Raw genomic sequence first — 15,858 nt, 5'->3', positions numbered from 1 at the left:
ACGGGCGACGCCGGTCTGCCAGAGCGCCTGTCGGGCGTAACGCCCGATCCGGCCATTTCATTCACCGACACCCTTCGGATGCACTCGTGACCCACACTGCACTTTCCATTCTCGACCTCGTCCGCATTACCGAAGGCAGCGACGCGCGCGCCGCCCTCGACCGTGCGCGCGAACTCGCCGCGCACGCCGAACAACTGGGCTATCGACGTTTCTGGGTGGCCGAGCACCACAATTTCCCGAGCATCGCGAGCGCGGCCACGGCTCTGGTGATCCAGCACGTTGCCGCCGGTACGTCGACGATTCGCGTCGGTGCGGGCGGCATCATGCTGCCCAACCACTCGCCGCTGGTGATCGCCGAGCAGTTCGGTACGCTCGATGCGCTGTTTCCTGGGCGCATCGATCTGGGCCTGGGGCGCGCGCCGGGCACCGACCAGGAAACGCTGCGCGCGCTGCGTCGCTCGCCCGCAGCGGCCGACGCCTTTCCACAGGACGTGCTGGAATTGCAACTGCTGCTGTCGCGCGATGCCATGGGGCGACGCGTGCAGGCCGTGCCCGGCAGCGGCAGCGAGGTGCCGCTGTGGATACTGGGCTCCAGCCTGTTCGGCGCGATGCTCGCGGCCGAGCTGGGCCTGCCCTATGCCTTCGCCTCACACTTCGCACCGCAGCAGTTGCTGAGCGCGCTCGAGACCTACCGCAGTCGCTTCAAGCCCTCGCGCCAGCTCGACCGCCCCCATGCGGCGGTGGGCGTGAACATCATTGCCGCGGATTCGCAGGCCGAGGCGCGCCGGCTCGCCACCACCCAGCAGATGGCCTTCGTCGACCTGGTGCGCGGCACGCGCAGCCTCAGCCGGCCGCCCATCGACGACATCGATGCCTACTGGTCGGCGGCCGAGAAGGCGCACGCGATGCGCATGCTCGAGCGCTCCATCGTGGGCACGCGCGAGACGGTGCGCGACGGAATCGCGGCGCTGGTTGCCGAAACGCGTGCGGACGAGCTGATCGTGGTCTCCGACATCTTCGACCAGGCCGCGCGGCTGCGCTCGTACGAGCTGATCGCCGGCGTGTGACGGACTCGCAAGGACTCGCGGGGCGAATGCCCGAGTGATAGGGTGATCTGACTGCCGCCGCCATGGCGGCTACACTGTCAGTACGTGCCGGACGCCGTGTGGCGCTCCGGTCGGCCCCAAAGAAATGGAGCGACGCATGACCACTCGATATCGCAAGCCCTCGACCCTGCGCGTGGGCGAGGACGAATTCCGCATCTTTCCCTTCGACGCCGTTGCCGAGAATCACGACGTCGCGCGGCTGCCGTATTCGCTCAAGGTGCTGCTGGAGAATCTGCTGCGCCACGGTGACAGCGAGTTCGTCTCGGATGCCGACATCGAGGCGCTGGCCGGGTGGGACGCGCAGTCCGAGCCGTCGCAGGAGATCGCCTTCGTGCCGGCGCGCGTGCTGCTGCAGGATTTCACCGGCGTGCCAGCCATCGTGGACCTGGCCGCGATGCGTGACGCCATGGTCGATCTGGGCGGCGACCCCTCGCAGATCAACCCCCTCAATCCGGTCGAACTGGTGATCGACCATTCGGTGATGGTGGATGTCTTCGGCCAACCCGATTCGCTCTCGCGCAACACCGCCATCGAAATCGAGCGCAACCTCGAGCGCTACGGCTTCCTGCGCTGGGGCCAGGAGGCCTTCGACAATTTCAAGGTGGTGCCACCGGGCACCGGCATCGTTCACCAGGTGAACCTCGAATATCTGGCACGCACGGTGTTCGCCGCCGAGCGCGATGGAGAGCGGCTGGCCTATCCGGATTCGCTGGTCGGCACCGATTCGCACACCACCATGATCAACGGCCTGGGCGTACTCGGCTGGGGCGTGGGCGGCATCGAGGCCGAGGCCGCGATGCTCGGCCAGCCGGTGACCATGCTCATCCCGCAAGTGGTGGGTTTCCGCCTCGACGGGCGTCTGTCCGAGGGCGCAACCGCCACCGACCTGGTGCTCACGGTCACCCAGATGCTGCGCAGGCACGGCGTGGTCGGCAAGTTCGTCGAGTTCTTCGGCCCGGGCCTGGAACACCTTTCGCTGGCCGACCGCGCGACCATCGCGAACATGGCGCCCGAGTACGGCGCGACCTGCGGCATGTTCCCGGTCGATGCCGAGACCATTCGCTACCTGCGCCTGACCGGCCGCGACGAGGCGACGCTGGCGCGCGTCGAGGCCTACATGAAGGCCATGGGCATGTGGCACGACGCCGACTCGCCCGAGGCCGAATACAGCGCCACGCTGGAACTCGACCTGGGTGCCGTCGTGCCGTCCATCGCCGGGCCCAAGCGCCCGCAGGACCGCATCGCGCTGACCGAAGCGGCGAGCGCCTTTCGCGACACCCTCGACGCCTTCGTCGACCAGGGCGCCGAAGACAGACCCGATTTCGAGGGCGAGGGCGGCGCGGTTGCGGGGGATCCCGAAACCGGTGCGCGCGCAGTCGAGTACGCCGGCCAGCACTTCAACCTCGAGCACGGCGCGGTCGTCATCGCCGCGATCACGAGCTGTACCAATACGTCGAACCCGGCGGTGCTGGTGGCCGCCGGCCTGCTCGCGCGCAATGCGCGCCGCCGCGGCCTGAAGGCGCGTCCGTGGGTCAAGACCAGCCTCGCGCCCGGTTCCAAGGTGGTCACCGACTACCTCGAGCGCAGCGGCCTGATGGAGGATCTGGAGGCGCTGGGCTTCTATCTGGTCGGCTATGGCTGCACCACTTGCATCGGCAATTCCGGCCCGCTGCCGCGCGAGATCGAGCGCGCCGTGCGCGACGGCAACCTGCTGGTCACTTCGGTGCTGTCGGGCAACCGCAACTTCGAAGGGCGCATCCACCAGGAAGTGCGCGCCAACTATCTGGCCTCGCCGCCGCTGGTGGTGGCCTACGCCATCGCCGGCAACATGGGCGTCGATCTCTACCGCGACCCGCTCGGTACCGACGCCGACGGCAAACCGGTAACGCTGCGCGACATCTGGCCCGAAACGCACGAGATCCAGGAGGTCATGGCCGGCAACATCGACGCCGACATGTTCCGCAGCAAGTATGCCGACGTGTATACGGGCAACGAGGTGTGGAACGAACTGCCGGTGACCGACGCAGAGCGCTACGAGTGGCCGGATTCGAGCTACGTGCGCAAGCCGCCGTACTTCGACGGCATCACGCGCGAGGTGCCGGAGGTCGCGGAGATCCGCGACGCGCGCTGCCTGGTGCTGCTGGGCGACAGCGTCACCACCGACCACATCTCTCCGGCCGGCGCGATCGCCAACCACAGCCCCGCGGGTGAATACCTGCAGGCGCAGGGCATCGAGCCGCAGGACTTCAACTCCTACGGCTCGCGCCGCGGTAACCACGAGGTGATGATGCGCGGCACCTTCGCCAACGTGCGCCTGCGCAACCGGCTCGCCCCGGGCACCGAGGGCAGCTGGACGCGCCACCAGCCCGACGGCGAGGAAATGAGCATCTTCGACGCCGCCCTGCGCTACCGCGATGAGGGCACTCCGCTGGTGGTGCTCGCCGGCAAGGAATACGGCACCGGCTCATCGCGCGACTGGGCGGCCAAGGGGCCGGCGTTGCTCGGCGTACGTGCGGTGATCGCCGAGAGTTTCGAGCGCATTCACCGCTCGAACCTGGTGGGTATGGGTATTCTGCCGCTGCAGTTCGCCAACGGCGACAGCGTCGAGTCCCTCGGGCTGAGCGGCACGGAAGTCTTCGACATCGCCCCGGTCGAGGCCGGGCAGGACAGCGTGATGGTCACCGCAAGGCGCGAGGACGGCACCGATGCGGCCTTCTCGGTGCGCGTGCGCATCGACACGCCCAACGAGTTCGCCTATTACGCCCACGGCGGCATCCTGCACTACGTGCTGCGCCGCCTGGCGGGCTGAGCGGACCGCCCCTGCGGGGGCGGTGTCCCTCAGTGGTGGTCGAGCTTCTTGTCGGTGAACAGCCAGTCGCGCAACTCGGCGTCCATTTTCGGGTCGCGGCGACGGATCCACTCGAGCACCATCGCGGCGTGTTCCTTTTCCTCGTCGCGGTTGTGTTCGAGGATGGACTTCAGTTCCGCGTCCTTGCAGGCGTCGACGCGCTGGTTGTACCAGTCCACCGCTTCCAGTTCCTCCATCAGCGAGGTGATCGCGCGATGCATGTCGCGCGTCTCGTCGCTCAGTTCCGCGATCGGTTCGTGATAGCCCTCGTTGGCCATGGGTGCTTCTCCTCGGGTTGAAAATCTAGCCGCCCCAAGCCTACAGGATGCGAACGTCGAGTGCTGTTGCCGGCACTCAGCCGGGCGACGTGATGGCGTGCTTCTTCATCTTCTCCCACAGCGTCTTGCGGCTGATGCCGAGGGCCTCGGCGGTCTTGCCGACGCTGCCTTCGCAGTGCTGGAGCGCCCGGCGGATATGCACGCGCTCCGCACCCTCGACGACATGCTGCAGCGGCTTGATGCCGTCTGAGGGCGTCGCCGCCGGGGCGGCGTCGGTGGGTGGAGCGTCGAGCAGTCCGTTGTCGCTCAGCACCACCGCCTGTTCGAGCCAGGACTGCAGTTCGCGCGCGTTGCCGCGCCAGTCGCGGGCCATCAGGTCGCGCAGGAAGGTCTCCGACATCGCCAGCGGGCGACCCTGCTCGGCGACCAGGCGCGCGAGCATGCGCTCGGCCAGCCAGCGGATGTCCTCGGGGCGCTCGCGCAGTGGCGGGATCGGAATGCGCAGCACGGCCAGGCGGTAGAACAGATCCTCGCGAAAGCGCCCGGCGTTCATCTCGGTGTACAGGTCGCGGTTGGTCGCGGCGAGGATGCGGAAGTCGCTGTGCGTGGCGCGTTCCGCGCCGAGCCGGAAGAAGCACTTCTCCTGCAGCGCGCGCAGCAGCTTGGCCTGCATGCTGGCCGGCAGTTCGGCCACTTCGTCGAGAAACAGCGTGCCGCGATGCGCCCGCTCCAGGTAGCCGCGATGACTGCGTTGCGCGCCAGAGAACGCACCCTTTTCGTAGCCGAAGAATTCGGCTTCGAGCAGGGTCTCGGGGATTGCGGCGCAATTGACGGCGACGAACTCGCCCTTGTCGGTGCGCGCGTCGAGCGCATGCAGGTACTGCGCGGCGACCTCCTTGCCTACGCCGGACTCACCGCTGAGCAGCACCGCGGCGCGCTGCGTGGCGACCTTGCGCAGCATGGCCTCGATGCGGCGCATTGCCGGGGACACGCCCAGCACCGCATCGTCCTCGGCGGGGTCGGCGCTGCATGCGAGGGTGTGCACGAGGGCCACCAGCCGCTCGACGTCGAAGGGCTTGGTCAGGTACTCGCGGGCCCCGGCGCGCATCGAGGCGACTGCATCGTCGACGCTGCCGTAACCGGTCAGGAACACCCACGGGATGGCGCGTATTGTCGCGGGCAGGCGCACGAACCAGTCGGTCGCGATGCCATCGGGCAGGCGCACGTCGCTTACCACGGCGGCCGGGGTGCGCTGCAGCGCTTCGTCGGCCTCGGCCAGGCGTCGGCACCACAGGACTTCAAAGCCCTCGATCTCGAAGCGTTGCTGCAGCGACTCGCCCATGATGGGGTCGTCCTCGATCAGGATCAGTGTCTTCATGATGGGCTTGCGGGGTCTTCGCGGTTGGGTACCCGGAACACGAGCCGGGTGCGGTCGATGGCCGACGGGTCGGGTACGAAGCTGCCGTGCAGGTGGCTGGCCAGTTCCTGGCATACCCACAGGCCGAAGCCCTGCGGGTCGCGCCCGCCCTCGGCCGCAATCAGCGTGCGCAGCCGCTCGGCATCGACGGGTTGGCCGTCGTTGGCGACGCTGAATTCGACGAATTCGGCGTCGGCGTGCAGGGCGGTCTCGACCCGGCCATGTTCGCCGGCGGCCTTGAGCGCGTTGAGCAGCATGTTGAGCATCACCTGACGCAGTGGCGCCGATGGCACGCGCAGCGCCGATTCGACCTCCAGGCTGCGCTCGATGCGGATGTCGAGGCGCTCGGCCGTGCCCTGCACCAGGGTCAGCACGTCGTCGAGATCGTCGGGGTCGAGCGCTCGCTCCTCGACGCGTACCTGGGGGAGCAGGGCGGTGACGGTGCTGCGGATCTGCTGCAGGCCGCGGTCGATCAGGTCGACGGTGCGCTCGCGAACGTCATTGGCGTCGCCGCGCAGGCGCAGCGTGCGCGTGGCGGTCAGCAGCCCGGCCAGAGGGTTGTTGATCTCGTGCGCGACGGCGGCCGTCATGCGCCCCACGGCAGCCAGCCGTTCGGCCGACAGCGCGCGCTCCTCGGCCTCACGTCGGCGCTCGAGTTCGTCCATCAGTTGTGCGACGGCGTCCCCGATGCGCGCGAGTTCGGGGTCCGCGGTGTGCGGCAGCTGCGCGCGCAGCTTGCCGGGCTCCTCCCGGCCGATGCGCCCGATCAGCATCGCCAGACGCTCCACGGGGCGCGTCATTCGCTGACCGACCCACCATCCGGCGGGCAGCAGCAACGCAACGGCGAGGACGATGCCGGCCAGCGCGTTGCCTGCCAGAGCGGGCCAGTCGGCGCCGAACACCGCTGCGTCGATCTCGGTCAGCACGTAGCCGAGTGTCTGGCCGTCGTCGCTTGTGATCGGGTCCAGCCGCAGCACGGAGCCGTCCTCGCGACTGGCGCGCCAGCTACGGGTGACGCCTTCGCGGGGCAGCGGGGCGCCGTGCCAGGCCTCGCCGAGCAGTGGGCGACCGGTCTCCAGGCGCAGCGGGTCGGACGCGGCGAAGACGCGCCCATCGACGTCGACCACCGCCAGTCGCGCGTGGCCCAGCGGCGCGCCGGGCAACAGGCCGGCGGTGTCGCGCAACAGAGAGAACACCCGCCAGGTATCGTCGGCCACCAGCATCGGGCGCACCTGGGCGATGACCAGCGCCACCGCGCGATCGACCTGCGCCAGCGTCTCGGCGCGTGCGCTGCGGGAGAACACCTGGGCGCTGACCGCGGTCACCAGCACCGCCGCGATCAGCACGGCCAGCGACAGGCCGAGCGGGATCTGCACGCGATAGGGCAGGCGACGCAGCATCAGCCCTGAACCCCGCTGTCGGGAATCTGCATGGCCTGCAGCCGGATCGAATTGAAAAGCGACGCGTCGCCGGGCACGAAGCCATCGAGGTTCAGTGCCTCGAGCAGGGCCCTGCCCTCGGGGTTGCGGGGCATTGCGAACAGCGCTTCACGCAAGGCGTCGACGCGGGCGTGCGAGGGTTGCCGCAGCGTGACCAGGGGTGGAAAGCCGAATTCCTCGGAGCGCCACACCACGTCGGTGTCATCGGTCGCGCCCATACCCTGCAGGCGCATCGTCTCCCACACGTATCCGTCGATCGAGCCGGCATGGGCCAGGCCGGCCGCGACGGCCTCGGCGACGTTGCGGTGGCCGTGGGCGAAGAAGCTGCGGCGCAGATCGCCCGCGCTCAGGCCGGCCCTGGACAGTTGCGCCTGCGCGACCAGCCAGCCCGAGTTCGACAGCGGGTCGGAGTAGGCCAGCACGCGGTCGCGCAGATCGTGCCAGCCCTGGATGTCGGGCGCCAGGCGGCGTGAGCGGATGAGGTAGGAGCGGTACAGCGGTTCGTCGGCCCAGGACGGCACGGCCAGCAACGACAGGTCACGCTCGTGCAGCACGAAGGGGTAGCCGCAGATCCACGCCGCGTCGACGCGCTGCGTGAGCAGCAGGTCGAGCACCGGTTGATAGGACTCGCGTGCCACAAAGCGCACCGCCACGCCGCAGCGCTCTTCCAGGTAGGCCGCCCAGCGCGTCAGGAACGCGGCCTGGTCGGCCAGGATGACCGGTGTCAGTCCGATGCGCAGCGTTCTGTCCGGGCCAGACTCCGCAGCGGTGCCGAATGCGGGCCATGCCAGCGCGGCAAGCAATCCGAGGCAATCCCGTCTGCGCATGATCCTCTCCGGCGGTTACGTTGGCGTAACGATCTGGGGTTTGCGGATGTTACCAAAACGAATCACTGCATCGGTCCGATTTTCGCAACATGCCCGAATTGCGGGGCTTGAGCTCATGGCACGCCGCTTGCAGGTCAGCGCGTGTCTGCAACCGAGGAGGAGACGACATGGATAACGTAAAACCCGCTCGCCGGCTGTTCTTCATGCGGTCCGGCGGCATGGCCGCCGCCGTGGCCGGATCGGCGCTGCTGCCGCAGCGCGAGGCGCATGCAGCCGACGCCGCAGCCGGCAGCACGACACTGGCCTACCCGGACCGGCGAGTGGCGGCGGCGGCCGATCTGCCGGTCAACAATGTCAGCATGTTCAATTATCCGGACGAGGATTCGCCCTGCTATCTGCTGCGCATGGGTGAGCCGGTGCCCGGCGGTGTCGGGCCGGACGGCGACATCGTCGCCTACAGCGCCTTCTGTACGCACATGGGCTGTCCGGTGCAGTACGACGGCGACACGCGCACCTTCAAGTGCGGCTGCCACTTCTCGATCTTCGACCCCGAGACCGGCGGCCAGATGGTCAGCGGCCAGGCCACCGAGAACCTGCCGCGCATCGTTCTTCACTACGACACGAAGACCGGCGGCGTGCACGCGGTCGGCGTCGACGGCCTGATCTACGGCCGTCAGTCCAACATTCTCTGAGGAGGCGCGCCATGAGCACGAAGATCAAGGACCGCATCGCGCTGCCCCCGGCGGATGCGCAGAAGAGCAACATGACCTGCCACTTCTGCATCGTCGGATGCGGCTATCACGTCTACAAGTGGGACGCCAACCGCGAGGGCGGACGTGCGCCGGCGTACAACGCGCTGGGGCTGGATTTCCGCCGCCAGCTACCACCGCTGGCGACGACGATGACGCAGGCCATGACCAACACCGTCACAGACCATGCCGGCAAGCGCTGGAACATCATGGTCGTGCCGGACAAGGAATGCGTGGTCAACAGCGGCCTGTCGTCGACGCGCGGGGGCAAGATGGCCAGCTACATGTATGCCTCCGACGGCATCGGACGCGAGCGCCTCAAGCATCCGCGCATCCAGCGTGGCGACCAGTGGCTGGACACGAGCTGGGAGCATGCGCTGGCACTGTATGCAGGGCTGACGCGCAAGATCCTCGACAACGACGGGCCCGAGGCCCTGTTCTTCGACTGCTTCGACCACGGCGGAGCCGGCGGTGGCTTCGAGAATACCTGGGGTACCGGCAAGCTGATGTTCAGCGCGCTCAGGACACCCATGGTGCGCATCCACAACCGCCCGGCCTACAACTCCGAGTGCCACGCCACGCGCGAGATGGGCATCGGCGAACTCAACAACAGCTACGAGGACGCGCAGCTGGCCGACTGCATCGTGTGCACCGGCGCCAACCCGTACGAGACGCAGACCAACTACTTCCTCAATCACTGGGTGGCGAACCTGTCGGGCGCGACGGTGGAGAAGAAGAAGCAATGGTTCCCGGGCGAGAGCGCGGCCGCGGCGAAGATCGTCATCATCGACCCGCGCCGCTCGGCCACCGTCGCGATCGCCGAGCAGATCGCGGGCAAGGACAACGTACTGCACCTGGACCTCGAACCGGGTTCGGACACCGCCCTGTTCAACACCTTGTTCACCTACGTCGTCGAGCAGGGCTGGCACGACGCCGAGTTCATCGCCGCCCACACCAGCGGCTTCGAGGACGCCCTGCGGACCAATCGCATGAGCCTCGCGGACGGCGCGAAGGCCACCGGCCTGCCCGAGGCGAAGATCGTGCAGGCGGCCGAGTGGGCCTACAAGCCCAAGGTCTCCGGCCATCGTCCGCGCACCTTCCATCCCTACGAGAAGGGCATCATCTGGGGCAACGACAATTACGTCATCCAGAGCGCGCTGGTGAGCCTGGTGATCGCGACCCACAACGTCGGCCGGCGCGGCACCGGCGTGTGCCGTCTGGGCGGTCACCAGGAGGGCTACACGCGGCCACCGTATCCGGGTGACCGCAAGATCTACATCGACCAGGAAGTCATCGCCGGCAAGGGCCTGATGTACACGCTGTGGGCGACCAATCCGTTCCAGACCACGCTCAACGCAGAGCAGCACCGCCTCGTCCTGAGCCGTCGCGCCAAGATCGTCAACGAGGCGGTCGCGCGGGCGCGCGGTGCGAGCGTTGAGGAACTGGTCGACGTCATCTACAACGCCTGCAAGTATCAGGGCGGGATGTACATCGCGGCGATCAACCTGTATCCGACCACCCTTGCCGAGGAGGCGCATCTGCTGCTGCCCGCCGCCCATCCGGGTGAGATGAACCTGACCTCGATGAACGGCGAGCGCCGCCTGCGCCTGTCCGAGAAGTTCATGGACCCGCCGGGTTCGGCCAGACCCGACTGCCTGATCGCAGCAGACATCGCCAATACCCTGAAAGCACTGTACGAGCGCGACGGCAACACCGAGATGGCGCGACGCTTCGCCGGTTTCGACTGGACGAGCGAGGAGGATGCCTTCAATGATGGCTTCCGCCGCGCCGGCCGTCCCGGCGTCGAGCCCATCGACAGTCAGGGCGGCTCGACCGGACATCTGGCCACCTACGCGCTGTTGCGCAAGGCCGGCAACAACGGCGTGCAGTTGCCCGTCCGCGAGGTGCGCGACGGTCGTCTGATCGGCACCGAGATGATCTACGCCGACTACCGCTTCGACACGCCGGACGGCAAGGCGCACTTCAAGCCGGCGCCCTACAACGGCCTGCCCGAGATGGTCGCCGGGCAGAAGGCGAAGCACCGTTTCTGGATCAACGGCGGGCGCGCCAACGAGGTGTGGCAGACGGCCTATCACGACCAGTACAACGCCTTCGTGCGTGATCGCTACCCGATGGCCTATCTCGAGATGAACCTCGAGGACGCGAAGGAACTGGGCGTGGCCCCCGGTGACGTGGTCGAGGTCTTCAACGACTTCGGCAGCACCTACGCCATGGCCTACCCGATCGAGGCCATCAAGCGCGACCACACCTTCATGCTGTTCGGCTACATCAAGGGTGTGCACGGCGACGTCGTCACGTCCTGGGTCGATCGCAACGTCGTGCCCTACTACAAGGGCACCTGGGGCAGCATCCGGCGTGTTGGCACTGTTGATGACTACGCGCGCACGGTGTCGTTCAAGGATCGGCGCTACGGTTGATGTCCGCTCGCGGGTCGCCAGGCGCGATCCGCGGGTGTTTCGCGGTGTCTGGTTCAGGTACGTGCGCCGCGCATGCGCTCGCGCTCGGCCGGGTCGGCCTCGGCGATGTTGATTCATCGTGAACCCGGCTCGGGAAGTGTGGTGTGCATCGTCAGGCGCCGTCTCGATCCACTATGCCCCAATTCGACCTGCCTCGGCCAGCGACGGCGAGTTTGACCTCTTCGCGCGGGGCTTGCCACTGGCCGAGTTCCTGCGGCACCTTTGATCCAGCGCAAATCGTGCCTGTGTCGCGTAGCCTAAAGTCCAAGTCGGCGAATCCCTTGGAGAATAGAGCCATGTCCGACTCGGAGCATGTGAAGCCGTGTGAGCAGGTGCCGGACGACGGGCGTCGTCGTTTGCTGCTAGGCGCCGTGGCGGCACCGTGGCTGGCTGCGGGCGGCACTGCGCTTGCGCCGCGTTCAGCAGGGGCTGCGTTGAAGACGGCCGCACGAATCGTCATTGCCGGCAGCGGCCTGGGCGGTTTGGCGATTGCCTCGCGCCTGTCTCGCGAGCTCGACGGTGCGACCATCACGGTGGTCGACCGCAAGGAAATACACAACTACCAGCCAGGCTACACGCTGGTGGCGACCGGCGTGTGGAACGTGGCCAAGGTGAGCGACCGCAATGCCGACCTGATGCCGACCGGGGTCGAGTGGGTGCGCGAGATGGTCGCCGAGTTCGATCCAGAGGCCAACGTGGTGGTCACCGACAGCGGCCGGCGCATCGGGTACGACTATCTGGTTGTCGCCACCGGCCTGGCGATGGACTTCGATGCCATCGAGGGCATGGATGTGTCCGCCATCGGTCGCAACGGCCTGGCCAGCGTGTATCCCGGTCCCGAGGCCGCGCAGGCGAGCTGGCGCGCGATGGACGCCTTCCGCCAGAAGGGGGGCAATGCGCTGATGACCCTGCCGGCCACGGCGCTCAAGTGCGCCGGCGCGCCGCTGAAGATGACCTTCATGCTGGCCGACCGCCTGCGTCAGGCCGGCACGCGCGAGGCCTCCACCATCCGTTTCCACTCTGCGCTCGGCAACGTCTTCAGCGTGCCGCGCATCAACGAGGAAGTGCTCAAACGCTGGGACGCGCTGGGCATCGACGTCGAGTTCAACAGCAAGTTGGTGGGGGTGGACATCGGCGCGCAGCGCGCCACCGTGGTCAGCCCGGAGAGCGAGCGCAGCGAGATCGATTACGACTTCATCCACGTCGTTCCGCCGATGCGCGCCCCCGACGCCGTCAAGAGCAGCGCGCTGGCCTGGCAGGAGGGCGGTTTTGCCGCCGGTGGCTGGCTGGAGGTGGACCCGAAGACGCTGCGTCACCGCCGCTTTCCAAATGTATTCGGCCTGGGCGACATCAACGGCACGGCCAAGGGCAAGACCGCGGCAACGGTGAAGAAGAGCGCGCCCATCGTCGCCACCAATCTGATCGATGTGATCGCCGGACGCGAGCCGTCCGAGATCTTCGACGGCTACACCTCCTGCCCGTTGCTGCTGCGCGAAGGCTCGGCGCTGCTCATCGAGTTCGACTACGAGAACCGGCTCACGCCGTCGCTGCCGATGATCGATCCGCTGCAGGACAGCTACTTTGCCTGGCTGATGAAGTGCTACATGCTCAAGCCCGCCTACATGGCGGTCATCAAGGGCCGCGTGTGAGGAGAATGCGACATGTACGAGATCTGGCTTGGACTGAACATCTTCTTCGAGATCGCGCTCACGGCGCTGCCGCTGCCGCTGCTGATCGGCTACGGGGTGGTGCTGGTAGGTCTGTTCGTGCTGGCGCTGGTGTTCGCGCGCGGTGCATTTCGGCGTGCCCTCATGCCGGCGGTCGTCCTGGGCGTGATCGTGCTGGTGATCGGCTTCTTCCTGCTGCCGGGGCTGACGCGGTCTTCCCTTGGCGAGATGGGCTACTGGGTAGACTGGGCGACGCTGATCGGGCTGGCTGCTGCCTGCGGCGGACTCGTTGCTGCGCTTGCCTGGCCGGCGATCGCGCTGATGCGGCGTTCCTAAGCGTGCGCTGCCTTCCGCGGCCCAGGCCCTCGCATGCGGGCATGCGTGCGCTGACCTCTTCGATCATGCCGTGCGGCTGTATTCCTGCCAGTTGATCGTCGCCACGCACCGGCCCTGAATCACCCGCCGAACACGTAGGCCGACTGCGCGCTTCCGAGCACGCGGTCGGACAGCGCCTGCCTGCCTGCGTCCTCGCCTGCCGCACCGGCCACCACCTGCAGCGGCAACAGGTGTTCTTCTTCAGGGTGCGACGCGCGTGCCGAAGGCGCCTGCTCCCATTTCGCCAGTGCCTGCGTGCGCGCCGCGGCCGGCTGTGTGACGGCCTGCGTGAGCCAGTCGTCGAAGGTCACCGAATCGGCGTCCAGCACCGCGTTGTCGCGGCGAAAGCGTCCCATGTTGTGAAAGCTCATGCCGGTGCCGACGATCAGCACGCCCTCGTCGCGGAGCGGTGCGAGCGCACGGCCCATGGCCAGATGCTCGGCCGGGTCCAGACCTTCACGCAGCGACAGCTGCACCACCGGAGTCTCTGCCCGCGGGTCGATCAGCATGAAGGGGATGAACACGCCGTGATCCAGCCCGCGTGAGTCGTCGCGTGCAACCGGCAGGCCGGCTTCCGTCAGCAGCGTCTTGGTGCGCTCGGCCAGCGCGGCATCGCCGCGTGCCGGCCACTGCAGCTGGTAGGTATGTTCCGGAAAGCCGTAGTAGTCGAAGAGCAGTTCGTGGTGCTCGCGCGCATTGACGGTGAAGGCCGGCGCTTCCCAGTGCGCCGATATCACCAGCACGGCGCGCGGGCGCTGGCCGACGAGTCGCGGCACGGCGCGCAGCCATTCGGCCATGCGGTCCCACGCGTGTGGCGGGTTCCAGTCCATGAAGAAGCAGGGGCCGCCGCCGTGGGGGATGAACAGCGTGGGCAAGCGTTCGGTTTGGTTCATTGCAGACTCCTTGAATGAACAAGGCCCGGACGCGCCGGGCCTTGTGGTTGGCGCGGGCAAGACTCAGAAGGGCAGGCCGAACTTGCGGTCCAGCGAAGCCTCGGCGCCGCCGCGCAGGAAGATCGCCACGGCCAGCAGGCCCCACATCAACGGGTACTCGTAGCCGCCGGCGCTCCAGAAGAAGCCGTTGGGGATGTGCACCGTCATCGCCACGCCCATCAGCACCGCCACGCCCAGTGCGGCCGGGCGGGTGAGCAGGCCCAGCACCAGCGCGAGGCCGCCGAAGAACTCGACGAAGCCGGCCAGGAAGGCGAACACGATGCCGGGCTCCAGCCCGAGGCTGCCGGCGAAGAACTGGCCGGTGGCCTCCAGTCCGTGGCCGCCGAACCAGCCGAACAGCTTCTGGGCGCCATGTGGCATCAGCAGCAGGCCGGTGGTGATGCGCACGATGGGCCAGGCCAGCGGCGCGAGATTGTCGAGACTGCGGCCGATGCCGGCCAGTGCGGAATTGTTGGTGCTCATCTGTTTCTCCTTGGGGGAAAGATTCTTATGTGTTGCTGGAGTGCATGATGCGTCGGTTCTGAAATGGCGTGAAGACGGCTAATATGCAACTCATGGTTGATGAAACAGAAACCTTTGGCGGGGCACTCGAGGACGTGCGCGCGTTTTGCGCGGTGGTCGAGTTCGGTACCGTGTCGGCCGCGGCGCGGCTGCTGGGCGAGACCAAGGGCTCGGTCAGCCGGCGTGTGTCGCGCCTGGAAAGGCGCCTGGGCGTGGCCTTGCTGGCGCGTACGCCGCGCGCGGTTTCACCGACCGAGGAAGGCACGGCCTTCTTCGAGCGCGCACGCGAATCGCTGCGCCTGCTCGACGACGCCATGGAAGCCGCGCATGCGTCGCGCGCCGAGCCGCGCGGCCATCTGCGCGTGACCGCGCCGGTGGATTTCGGCATGGACGTGTTGCCCCCCTTGCTGGTGCGCTTTCGTGCGCTGCACCCGGGCATCACCGTGGAACTGTTGCTTGACGACGCTTCGCTCGATCTGGCCGCCAACCGCATCGATCTGGCCTTGCGAGCGACGCCCGGGGAATTGCCGGACATGGGTTATCGCGCTTCGGTGCTGGTTGCGTTCAGCATAGACCTGTACGCTGCACCGGACTACCTCGCGGATCGCGCCGCGCCGATGCTGCCGGCCGATCTGGCGGCGCATGCGCTGATCGCCTCGTCCGCGGGGGGCGCGGCACTGCACTTCGAACTGCGCGACGGAAAGGGAAGGCGCGAGACGGTCACCGCGCGTGCGCCGGTGCGCTGTTCGGATTTCGCCAGCGCCTTGCGGCTTGCCGTGGCCGGGGGCGGCATCGCGCGGATTCCGGCGCCGGTGGCAGCGCAGGCGGTCAACGCGGGTCAGCTGCTGCGCATCCTGCCTGACTGGCGCGTGGCCGACGCGCGGCTTTTCGCGATCAGCCTCGCCGGGCGCGATGCGCCGGCGCGCGTGCGCGTGTTCCGCGACTTCCTGCGCGACGAACTTGCAGCGAACGCGTCATCGATCTGACATGGGGTCGAGATAGGACCGGCGTCTGCGCAGCGGGTCGAGCAGGGGGGCGAGGCCGTTGTGGTCGAGTTCGTGCATCAGTGCGAGCAGCCGGCCGATCTCGCCCTTGGGGAACCCTTCGCGGGCGAACCAGTTCAGGTAGTGGCCCGGCAGATCGGCGATGATCCGGCCCTTGTACTTGCCGTAGGGCATCTGGCGGGTCAGCAGCAGTTCGAGGTCTTCGGGATTCATCGCG

Annotated in this window: 14 protein-coding genes; 7 read left to right on the top strand and 7 right to left on the bottom strand. The window is 67.7% G+C overall.

What is annotated here, in order from left to right; translation table 11 throughout:
- Positions 1-86 precede the first annotated feature (86 nt).
- Positions 87-1,067 (top strand): LLM class flavin-dependent oxidoreductase, encoded by a 981-nt coding sequence (locus C0099_RS09830; protein WP_228151564.1) that lies wholly within the window; start codon positions 87-89, stop codon positions 1,065-1,067.
- A 136-nt stretch (positions 1,068-1,203) separates the two neighbouring features.
- Complete coding sequence (gene acnA, locus C0099_RS09825; RefSeq protein WP_102247266.1) at positions 1,204-3,915, top strand: aconitate hydratase AcnA; 2,712 nt, start codon at positions 1,204-1,206, stop codon at positions 3,913-3,915.
- A gap of 29 nt (positions 3,916-3,944) precedes the next feature.
- Here the strand turns inward: acnA and C0099_RS09820 are convergent, their stop codons facing one another.
- From C0099_RS09820 to C0099_RS09805, 4 genes are all read right to left on the bottom strand, one after another.
- Positions 3,945-4,232, bottom strand: coding sequence for an encapsulin-associated ferritin-like protein (locus tag C0099_RS09820; protein WP_102247265.1), 288 nt, complete (start codon positions 4,230-4,232; stop codon positions 3,945-3,947).
- Between the two features lie 76 nt (positions 4,233-4,308).
- Positions 4,309-5,610 (bottom strand): sigma-54-dependent transcriptional regulator, encoded by a 1,302-nt coding sequence (locus C0099_RS09815; RefSeq protein ID WP_102247264.1) that lies wholly within the window; start codon positions 5,608-5,610, stop codon positions 4,309-4,311.
- Positions 5,607-7,049, bottom strand: a complete 1,443-nt coding sequence (locus C0099_RS09810) for an ATP-binding protein (protein WP_102247263.1) — start codon at positions 7,047-7,049, stop codon at positions 5,607-5,609. Before C0099_RS09810 ends, C0099_RS09815 begins: the two co-directional genes overlap by 4 nt.
- The gene (locus C0099_RS09805) at positions 7,049-7,915 is read right to left on the bottom strand and encodes a PhnD/SsuA/transferrin family substrate-binding protein (protein WP_164084900.1); all 867 of its coding nucleotides are present in this window, start codon (positions 7,913-7,915) and stop codon (positions 7,049-7,051) included. Before C0099_RS09805 ends, C0099_RS09810 begins: the two co-directional genes overlap by 1 nt.
- 167 nt (positions 7,916-8,082) lie before the next feature.
- On the opposite strand from C0099_RS09805, the gene C0099_RS09800 reads away from it, so the two are divergent.
- From C0099_RS09800 to C0099_RS09785, 4 genes are all read left to right on the top strand, one after another.
- Positions 8,083-8,607, top strand: coding sequence for an arsenate reductase (azurin) small subunit (locus C0099_RS09800; protein WP_102247262.1), 525 nt, complete (start codon positions 8,083-8,085; stop codon positions 8,605-8,607).
- An 11-nt stretch (positions 8,608-8,618) separates the two neighbouring features.
- Positions 8,619-11,102 carry an arsenate reductase (azurin) large subunit gene (locus C0099_RS09795; RefSeq protein ID WP_102247261.1) on the top strand — a complete coding sequence of 828 codons (2,484 nt, stop codon included), beginning with the start codon at positions 8,619-8,621 and terminating at the stop codon, positions 11,100-11,102.
- A 335-nt stretch (positions 11,103-11,437) separates the two neighbouring features.
- Positions 11,438-12,790 carry an NAD(P)/FAD-dependent oxidoreductase gene (locus C0099_RS09790; RefSeq protein WP_102247260.1) on the top strand — a complete coding sequence of 451 codons (1,353 nt, stop codon included), beginning with the start codon at positions 11,438-11,440 and terminating at the stop codon, positions 12,788-12,790.
- Positions 12,791-12,802: 12 nt separating this feature from the next.
- Entirely contained in the window at positions 12,803-13,144 is a 342-nt protein-coding gene (locus C0099_RS09785) for a hypothetical protein (protein ID WP_102247259.1), read from the top strand.
- A 119-nt stretch (positions 13,145-13,263) separates the two neighbouring features.
- Here C0099_RS09785 and C0099_RS09780 read toward each other — a convergent pair whose 3' ends face one another.
- Positions 13,264-14,076: a DODA-type extradiol aromatic ring-opening family dioxygenase gene (locus C0099_RS09780; protein ID WP_102247258.1), complete on the bottom strand. Its 813-nt coding sequence runs from the start codon at positions 14,074-14,076 to the stop codon at positions 13,264-13,266.
- Between the two features lie 63 nt (positions 14,077-14,139).
- The gene (locus C0099_RS09775; RefSeq protein ID WP_102247257.1) at positions 14,140-14,598 is read right to left on the bottom strand and encodes a DoxX family protein; all 459 of its coding nucleotides are present in this window, start codon (positions 14,596-14,598) and stop codon (positions 14,140-14,142) included.
- Between the two features lie 83 nt (positions 14,599-14,681).
- Between C0099_RS09775 and C0099_RS09770 the strand changes: the two genes are divergently transcribed.
- On the top strand, positions 14,682-15,623 hold the full coding sequence (locus C0099_RS09770; RefSeq protein WP_199797591.1) for a LysR family transcriptional regulator: 942 nt from the start codon (positions 14,682-14,684) through the stop codon (positions 15,621-15,623).
- Here the strand turns inward: C0099_RS09770 and C0099_RS09765 are convergent.
- Positions 15,612-15,854 (bottom strand): DUF3820 family protein, encoded by a 243-nt coding sequence (locus C0099_RS09765; RefSeq protein ID WP_102248462.1) that lies wholly within the window; start codon positions 15,852-15,854, stop codon positions 15,612-15,614. The genes C0099_RS09770 and C0099_RS09765 overlap by 12 nt on opposite strands.
- Positions 15,855-15,858: the final 4 nt, after the last annotated feature.

The sequence above is a fragment of the Pseudazoarcus pumilus genome (assembly GCF_002872475.1).
GTDB lineage: Bacteria > Pseudomonadota > Gammaproteobacteria > Burkholderiales > Rhodocyclaceae > Pseudazoarcus > Pseudazoarcus pumilus.
This window is presented reverse-complemented; position numbering and strand designations above follow the sequence as displayed.

Bases quoted from the DNA above. Each gene is read 5' to 3' on its own strand.
- C0099_RS09780 (WP_102247258.1), bottom strand. From the start codon at position 14,076: ATGAACCAAACCGAACGCTTGCCCACGCTGTTCATCCCCCACGGCGGC.
- C0099_RS09775 (WP_102247257.1), bottom strand. From the start codon at position 14,598: ATGAGCACCAACAATTCCGCACTGGCCGGCATCGGCCGCAGTCTCGAC.
- C0099_RS09770 (WP_199797591.1), top strand. From the start codon at position 14,682: ATGCAACTCATGGTTGATGAAACAGAAACCTTTGGCGGGGCACTCGAG.
- C0099_RS09805 (WP_164084900.1), bottom strand. From the start codon at position 7,915: ATGCGCAGACGGGATTGCCTCGGATTGCTTGCCGCGCTGGCATGGCCC.
- C0099_RS09785 (WP_102247259.1), top strand. From the start codon at position 12,803: ATGTACGAGATCTGGCTTGGACTGAACATCTTCTTCGAGATCGCGCTC.
- C0099_RS09765 (WP_102248462.1), bottom strand. From the start codon at position 15,854: ATGAATCCCGAAGACCTCGAACTGCTGCTGACCCGCCAGATGCCCTAC.
- C0099_RS09795 (WP_102247261.1), top strand. From the start codon at position 8,619: ATGAGCACGAAGATCAAGGACCGCATCGCGCTGCCCCCGGCGGATGCG.
- C0099_RS09790 (WP_102247260.1), top strand. From the start codon at position 11,438: ATGTCCGACTCGGAGCATGTGAAGCCGTGTGAGCAGGTGCCGGACGAC.
- C0099_RS09820 (WP_102247265.1), bottom strand. From the start codon at position 4,232: ATGGCCAACGAGGGCTATCACGAACCGATCGCGGAACTGAGCGACGAG.
- acnA (WP_102247266.1), top strand. From the start codon at position 1,204: ATGACCACTCGATATCGCAAGCCCTCGACCCTGCGCGTGGGCGAGGAC.
- C0099_RS09815 (WP_102247264.1), bottom strand. From the start codon at position 5,610: ATGAAGACACTGATCCTGATCGAGGACGACCCCATCATGGGCGAGTCG.
- C0099_RS09810 (WP_102247263.1), bottom strand. From the start codon at position 7,049: ATGCTGCGTCGCCTGCCCTATCGCGTGCAGATCCCGCTCGGCCTGTCG.
- C0099_RS09800 (WP_102247262.1), top strand. From the start codon at position 8,083: ATGGATAACGTAAAACCCGCTCGCCGGCTGTTCTTCATGCGGTCCGGC.